Annotated in this window: 7 protein-coding genes; 3 read left to right on the top strand and 4 right to left on the bottom strand. The window is 59.1% G+C overall.

Annotated elements, in window-relative coordinates:
* Positions 1–687: 687 nt before the first annotated feature.
* The gene (gene ispH / locus HNO82_RS18250) at positions 688–1,656 is read right to left on the bottom strand and encodes a 4-hydroxy-3-methylbut-2-enyl diphosphate reductase (protein ID WP_175344674.1); all 969 of its coding nucleotides are present in this window, start codon (positions 1,654–1,656) and stop codon (positions 688–690) included.
* Positions 1,657–1,715: 59 nt separating this feature from the next.
* Positions 1,716–2,171, bottom strand: coding sequence for an FKBP-type peptidyl-prolyl cis-trans isomerase (locus tag HNO82_RS18245; protein ID WP_034349953.1), 456 nt, complete (start codon positions 2,169–2,171; stop codon positions 1,716–1,718).
* Positions 2,172–2,411: 240 nt separating this feature from the next.
* Between HNO82_RS18245 and radC the strand changes: the two genes are divergently transcribed.
* The 3 genes from radC to rpmG all read left to right on the top strand — a co-directional run bounded on the left by radC (position 2,412) and on the right by rpmG (position 3,727).
* Positions 2,412–3,092, top strand: a complete 681-nt coding sequence (gene radC, locus HNO82_RS18240; RefSeq protein ID WP_175344673.1) for a RadC family protein — start codon at positions 2,412–2,414, stop codon at positions 3,090–3,092.
* 206 nt (positions 3,093–3,298) lie between these two features.
* Complete coding sequence (rpmB, locus tag HNO82_RS18235; protein WP_006463730.1) at positions 3,299–3,535, top strand: 50S ribosomal protein L28; 237 nt, start codon at positions 3,299–3,301, stop codon at positions 3,533–3,535.
* A 24-nt stretch (positions 3,536–3,559) separates the two neighbouring features.
* Positions 3,560–3,727, top strand: a complete 168-nt coding sequence (rpmG, locus tag HNO82_RS18230; RefSeq protein ID WP_006463731.1) for a 50S ribosomal protein L33 — start codon at positions 3,560–3,562, stop codon at positions 3,725–3,727.
* Between the two features lie 290 nt (positions 3,728–4,017).
* Here the strand turns inward: rpmG and HNO82_RS18225 are convergent, their stop codons facing one another.
* Both HNO82_RS18225 and HNO82_RS18220 read right to left on the bottom strand, forming a co-directional pair.
* Positions 4,018–5,214 (bottom strand): DesA family fatty acid desaturase, encoded by a 1,197-nt coding sequence (locus tag HNO82_RS18225; RefSeq protein WP_008326424.1) that lies wholly within the window; start codon positions 5,212–5,214, stop codon positions 4,018–4,020.
* 82 nt (positions 5,215–5,296) lie between these two features.
* On the bottom strand, positions 5,297–6,655 hold the full coding sequence (locus HNO82_RS18220) for a mechanosensitive ion channel family protein (RefSeq protein ID WP_175344672.1): 1,359 nt from the start codon (positions 6,653–6,655) through the stop codon (positions 5,297–5,299).
* Between the last annotated feature and the right edge of the window lie 11 nt (positions 6,656–6,666).

The raw sequence follows: 6,666 nt of genomic DNA, 5'->3' as shown, positions 1-6,666 counted from the left end.
AGCCCAGGGCGATCAGTGCGTACATGCTGCCTAGCACCAATCCGTTGATGATCTGCTGGAGGAAAATGTCCATGAATAACTCTTCGATCTAAATGGAAACAAGAAAAACACGTGGGTCTGCACCAAAGCGGACGCCGCGCGAAAGCATGTCGATTAGCAAAATCCGTTCCCGGCACTCGGGATCGCGTTATCACTCTTCATAAAAAGGGCAAATGCGTTCCACGCAAGCAGGCTTGCGGGCAGGGTCCGGAATCAGGAAATCAGCTGCTGTTGCCGCCGCAGCGGCGGGAGCAGAAAGCGGGGCGCCGACTGGGCGGACGCCCGGGAGGTCTTCGCCGGAAGCACCGGAGGGTGCCGGTGGGCAGATGCTGCTGCATATGAATGTCTCCCGTCTCTGGTTGACGCCGCGTTCGCGGCGCCCTGCCCTCTTTGGTGAGGGCTAGCGCTCGGCCGCCTTTTGGGCGGTCCGTCGATAATGGTGCGGAATTATACGCAGAAGATTCCAACAATCGAGCACAAACAATCGCCTGTTACAGAAGAAAGTGCGGTAAGACCAATGAATCGTCGGTGACTTCACAACACCTGTCGCGGAAATGAAGAAGGCCTGCATCAGCAGGCCTCTTTGCGCAAACGGCTGGTCGGTTTTTTGTCCGAACCTTCACATGTCCTCACATACTCCCGAGGGGCTCATGCGGATTCGGCAGACGGTATGCGGGCTCCCAGGCCCTTGGGCAGGGGGAAGGTGACGTTTTCTTCAATACCGTCCAGGACGCGCACACTGCGCGCACCGATTTCCTTGATACGGTCGATCACGGCCTGCACCAGCACCTCAGGGGCAGAGGCGCCTGCGGTCACGCCGATGCGCTGGCGGCCAACCACCCATTGCGGGTCGATCAGGGCGGCATTGTCGACCATGAAGGCCGGGACACCCTTCTTCTCGGCCAGCTCGCGCAGACGGTTGGAGTTGGAGCTGTTGGGGCTGCCCACCACGATCACCACCTCCACCTGCGGCGCCATGAACTTGACGGCTTCCTGGCGATTGGTGGTGGCATAGCAGATGTCGCCCTTCTTGGGCTCGGCGATGGCCGGGAAGCGCGCGCGCAGGGCCGCAATGATGTCGGCGGTATCATCCACCGACAGCGTGGTCTGGGAGACATAGGCCAGCAGTTCGGGATCAGCGACCTGCAGGCGCTGTACGTCTTCCACCGTTTCCACCAGGTGCATGCCGGCCTCGGTCTGGCCCATGGTGCCTTCGACCTCGGGGTGACCGGCGTGGCCGATCATGATGATCTCGCGCCCTTCGCGGCGCATCTTGGCCACTTCCATATGTACCTTGGTGACCAGCGGGCAGGTGGCATCGAATACCGTCAGGCCACGCTCGGCCGCCTCCGCCTGGATCGCCTTGGACACGCCATGGGCCGAGAAGATGACGGTGTTGCCGGCCGGCACATCGGCCAGCTCCTCGATGAAGACCGCACCCTTGGCCCGCAGATCATTGACCACGTAGGCGTTGTGCACGATTTCATGGCGCACGTAGATGGGCGCGCCGAACTGCGCCAGCGCACGTTCGACAATCTCGATGGCGCGATCCACGCCCGCACAGAAACCCCGGGGCTGGGCCAGCAGGATTTCAGCGTCGGCTTGTTCCATGGTCATGGTGATTCCCTTGATTCTTCAAAATATTGCGAGGACCGCATCGCCAAATGACGAGGCGATTACAGGATTCCTATGATTTTTACTTCGAACTTCAGCGTTTGCCCAGCCAGCGGATGATTGAAGTCGAAAATTGCGCCATCATCATCGATCGCTCGCAGGATGCCAGCGAAGCGGCCGCCACCGGGGGCGGCGAAGTCGACCAGGTCACCGACGCGATAGTCCTCATCCATGGACGAGTTTTCTTCCAGGGTGGCGCGCGAGATGCGCTGGATCAGCTCTTCACTGCGCTCGCCAAAAGCCTGGGCCGGTGTCAATTCAAAGGTCTGGTGCGTACCTTCGGGCAAGCCCAGCAGGCAGGCTTCGAGGAAGGGCGCCAGCTGGCCCTGACCGAACTGCAGGGTCGCCGGGTTCTCGTTGAAGGTGCTGACGATGTCTTCACCGTCCAGCGAAGCCAGGCGGTAATGCAGGGTGAGGTAGGCGTTTTCGGTGACGACGGGGACGGTTGAGCTGGACATGACGGGAATCGGGAAGGTGCACAGGAACCCGCTATTGTAAGCCACGTTGAGCCGATACGCCGCTGGCAGCTTCATCCGGGCGCGCTGCCAGTTGCTGCATCCGGGACTTCCTTGCGGCGGCGCAAGCCGACTGCTGCAATGCTGCGATGCTGCTCTGCGGCGTTTGCTGTGGGCGCTGACTGCAGGGGCTGCCGCGTTCTTCCCTCTCACGTGCAATCTGAATGAAAGGAGATTCACCTCATGACCATGTCCCTCATCGATTGGCCCAAGCAGCAGCGGCCCCGTGAACGCCTGCTGGAGCTGGGCCCGGCCGCCCTGTCGGATGCGGAACTGCTGGCGATCTTCCTGCGCGTGGGAACGCCCGGCAAGAGCGTCATGCAGCTGGCCATGGAACTGTTGCAACGTTTCGGCTCGCTGGAGAAACTATGCAGCGCTGTTCAGCGCGAGCCCAGTCTGGGCAGCGGCCTCGGCCCGGCCAAATGCGCCCAGTTGTCGGCTTCCCTGGAGTTGGCCAAGCGCGCCATCCACGGCGACCTCAAGCAGGCTTCGGCCCTCAATTCAACCCGCGTCGTGGGCGAATACCTGAAACTGACCTTCTTCGGCAAGGAACATGAATGTTTCGTCGCGCTCTTCCTGAACATGCGCAACCACCTGCTCGGCACGGAAGAACTGTTCAGAGGGACGCTGAACCATACGACCGTCTATCCCCGCGAAGTGATCAAGATGGCGCTGCGTTACAACGCCGCTTCGGTCATCGTGGCCCACAATCACCCGTCGGGCGACCCCCGCCCCAGTGACGCCGACCTGAGCCTGACCAAGACCCTCAAGAAAGCCCTGGAGGTCATCGACGTCGAGTTGCTGGACCATATCGTGGTGGCCGGGACACGCCTGTACTCCTTCGCCGATCACGGCAAGGTGTGAATCCGGAACCGGGAAATCGGCCGCAAACCCTTGCCTGTACTGGGATTGCGTCACTGACGGGAAGACTGGAAAGACAATGCTTCTTAAATTGTTAAATTCACTTGACGCATCAAGACACAATTGTTTTTCGCAAGTCATTGAAAAAGCAGAGTTTTTTCCATATACTCTCGTTTTTCCCAAATTCGGAAATTTTTAAGGAGTCTCACATGGCACGTGTCTGCCAAGTCACCGGGAAGGGGCCGATGGTCGGCAACAACGTTTCCCATGCAAACAACAAGACCAAGCGTCGTTTTCTGCCCAACCTGCAGAACCGCCGCATTTTCGTCGAATCCGAGAACCGCTGGGTTTCGCTGCGTTTGTCCAACGCCGGCCTGCGCGTGATCGACAAGATCGGCATCGATGCCGTTCTGGCCGATCTGCGTGCTCGTGGCGAAAAAGTCTAATTAGCAGAGTAAAGGAAATCTATCATGGCGAAATCCGGCCGCGACAAAATCAAACTGGAGTCGACCGCAGGTACTGGTCACTTCTACACCACCACCAAGAACAAGCGTACTACGCCCGAAAAGATCAGCATCATGAAGTTCGATCCCAAGGCACGCAAGCACGTGGAATACAAGGAAACCAAGATCAAGTAATTGATCCCGGTTTCACTGTCAAAAAACCCGCAGAGTTCTCTGCGGGTTTTTTATTGCCCGTCGCGCCGTCGCCATCGATCCGCGGGACCTGGTCACAGCAGCTCAGCGTCAGGGGCGCCCTGTCGACGGGGCTGACGGCTTTGCTCCCCTCTCGCGGTTTTTGACACGAACCTTCACCTCCGCACAGACAGCAGTCAAAGAAAAACCCCGCAGATTGCTCTGCGGGGTTTTCCTGGTCTTTTCCTTCATATCCGGCTTTTACCCCGGAGGAATTGTCCAGCCTTGGCGGATCAGGCGTAGCTGCGCAGTCGCAGGGCGAAGTCACGCAAGGCCTTCACACCGGATGCCTCGGCGCGGGTGCACCAGTCCTGCAGTTGCTGCAGCAGTTGTTCGCGCGTGGAGTGCGAACGTTCCCAGATGGCGCTGAGCTCGATGCGCATCTCGTGCATGGTCTGCAGAGCCTTGCTGTGGGCGAACAGTTCCGACAATTGCTGCTTCTGGCCGTCTTCCAGACGGGCAGGTTCACGTTGCAGCAGCTTCTTGGAGGATTTCAGGAAGCGCGATTCCAGCTTGGCCTTCTCGATCAGGTGATCGAGCTCGTCCTTCCAGGCGGTCTTGAGCGAACGCGCATACTTGGCGGTCACGTCATAGCGGTTGGCGATCACGGACTGCAGGGTATCGAAGTCGATCACCGACTTCTGGCTGTCGAACTTGGGGACGGGAGCCACCTTCTTGACCTTCGCCAGGCCGACGGTCTCCAGGATGCGGATATACATCCAGCCGATGTCGAATTCATACCACTTGGCCGAGAACTTGGCCGAGGTGCCGAAGGTGTGGTGATTGTTGTGCATTTCCTCGCCGCCGATGATGATGCCGATCGGGAACAGGTTGGTGGCCGCGTCATTGCAATCGTAGTTGCGATAGCCCCAGAAGTGACCCAGGCCATTGACCACGCCGGCCGCCCAGAACGGGATCCAGGCCATCTGCACGGCCCACACGGTCAGGCCGATGGCACCAAAGAGCAGCACGTCGATGATCAGCATGATGCCCACACCCTGCCAGCCGTACTTGCTGTAGATGTTGTGTTCCAGCCAGTCGTCCGGGGTGCCGTGACCGAACTTCTCCATGGTCTCGGCATTCTTGGATTCACTGCGGTACAGCTCGGCACCCTGCCACATCACCTTGTTGATGCCGCGCGTCTGCGGGCTGTGCGGATCCTCCTCGGTCTCGCACTTGGCGTGGTGCTTGCGGTGGATGGCGGCCCATTCCTTGGTCACCATGCCGGTGGTCATCCATAGCCACAGACGGAAGAAGTGGCTGGGGATCGCGTGCAGTTCGAGCGCGCGATGCGCCTGGCAACGATGCAGGTAGAGAGTCACGCCCACGATGGTGATGTGCGTCATCACCAGGGTGTAAATGACAATCTGCCAACCGGTCGCGTGCAGCAGGCCGTTGGCAACAAAGTCGAGGATCGCATCAAGGGTCATCAGTACAACTCCAAATAGAAAACAACTATCGGACTACAAAACAGGATTATTACTTGTTCCGTGAAAATGGTTTTATTTTCTTTTAATTGCCGGGCATTGTACGCGAATTCTGCGGCCCTGGGCCATCAGGAATTTCCTGGCGCGTACTTTGGCGGAAGCTGCGCTCATCCATGATGCGAATATCGCGCTTGGGATGCGCCACCTGGATGCCGTGTTGCTTGAAAGCAGCCCAGATGGCCCGGTTGACGTCGGAGATCACATTGAGCCGGCCATTTTCCGGGTCGGTGATCCAGAATCCCAGCTCCAGGTCCAGCCCGTCGGCACCGATCTTGAGCAGCAAGGCTTGCGGGGCGGTCTGCTGGGACACCCGCTGCACTCCAAGTGCGGCCTGTTCCATGATGGACAAGACCGTTTCCACATCGTCCTGGTACAGAATTGTAAGCTGTGTAGCCAAACGTACAATGCGATGGGTCAAGGAATAGTTTTGTACCGGATTGGAGACAAAGAGTTCATTGGGCAACACCGATTCGATCCCGTCCAGCCCTTCCAGGATGGTATAGCGGGTATTGATCTGGGTGACCTTGCCGAAATATTTATCCACGGCAACCATGTCGCCGATGACCATGCTGCGCTCCAGCAGGATGACGAAACCGGAAACATAGCTGCTGGCAATCTTCTGCAGGCCCAGACCGATACCGACGCCCAGCGCGCCGCCGAAGACCGACAGCACCGTCAGGTCGATCCCCACCAGCGACAGGCTGACCAGGAAGGCCACCAGGATCAGCAAGGCCCGCATCATGCGCGCCACCACCGTGCGCAGCGAGGAGTGCATGCCGCTGAACTTCATGAGGCGGTTTTCCACCACCGTCCCTATCCACAGGGCAATGATGAGCGTGACCAGCACCGACGCGGCGCCTTGCAACATCGTCAACAGTGAGACCTTGTGACGCGCCAGCGGCAAGGTCGTGCTGTCCAGGTAATCGACGAAATCGGGCCACAGGCCGGTAATCCAGAGCACCACGCACAGCCAGACCAGCAGCGCGATGACTTTTTCCGACAGGTGCAACAAGGCACCGATGGTCGCATCCTTGACGAAAATGCCACGCAACACGTAGAACACGAAACGCATCGCCACCTGGGCGATGGTCAGGGGAAACATGATTTCCCACAGCGTGACGGCATGGTGGCCACGCTTCAAGATGGCATACGCCGCCGCCAGCAGGCCCAGGGCCAGCAGCGGCGAGAGTACGCGGGCAAAACTCTTGACGCCGATCTGCATCACCAGCGACTGCTCCTGGCCATCGGCCGGCAGCACGAAGCGCGCACGCAGCCAGCGCGACAGACCAATGCCGCCCAGCAACGAGAGCGCGATCACGACCAGCTGGCGCAGCAGGTCGACGGTACTGATATCGGTGAAGAGGGAAAAGAAATGATCGGTCATGGCTGGCCGGG

This window comes from Herbaspirillum sp. C9C3 (assembly GCF_013359625.1).
Classification (GTDB): domain Bacteria; phylum Pseudomonadota; class Gammaproteobacteria; order Burkholderiales; family Burkholderiaceae_D; genus Herbaspirillum.
This window is presented reverse-complemented; position numbering and strand designations above follow the sequence as displayed.

Bases quoted from the DNA above. Each gene is read 5' to 3' on its own strand.
- ispH (WP_175344674.1), bottom strand. From the start codon at position 1,656: ATGACCATGGAACAAGCCGACGCTGAAATCCTGCTGGCCCAGCCCCGG.
- HNO82_RS18245 (WP_034349953.1), bottom strand. From the start codon at position 2,171: ATGTCCAGCTCAACCGTCCCCGTCGTCACCGAAAACGCCTACCTCACC.
- radC (WP_175344673.1), top strand. From the start codon at position 2,412: ATGACCATGTCCCTCATCGATTGGCCCAAGCAGCAGCGGCCCCGTGAA.
- rpmB (WP_006463730.1), top strand. From the start codon at position 3,299: ATGGCACGTGTCTGCCAAGTCACCGGGAAGGGGCCGATGGTCGGCAAC.
- rpmG (WP_006463731.1), top strand. From the start codon at position 3,560: ATGGCGAAATCCGGCCGCGACAAAATCAAACTGGAGTCGACCGCAGGT.
- HNO82_RS18225 (WP_008326424.1), bottom strand. From the start codon at position 5,214: ATGACCCTTGATGCGATCCTCGACTTTGTTGCCAACGGCCTGCTGCAC.
- HNO82_RS18220 (WP_175344672.1), bottom strand. From the start codon at position 6,655: ATGACCGATCATTTCTTTTCCCTCTTCACCGATATCAGTACCGTCGAC.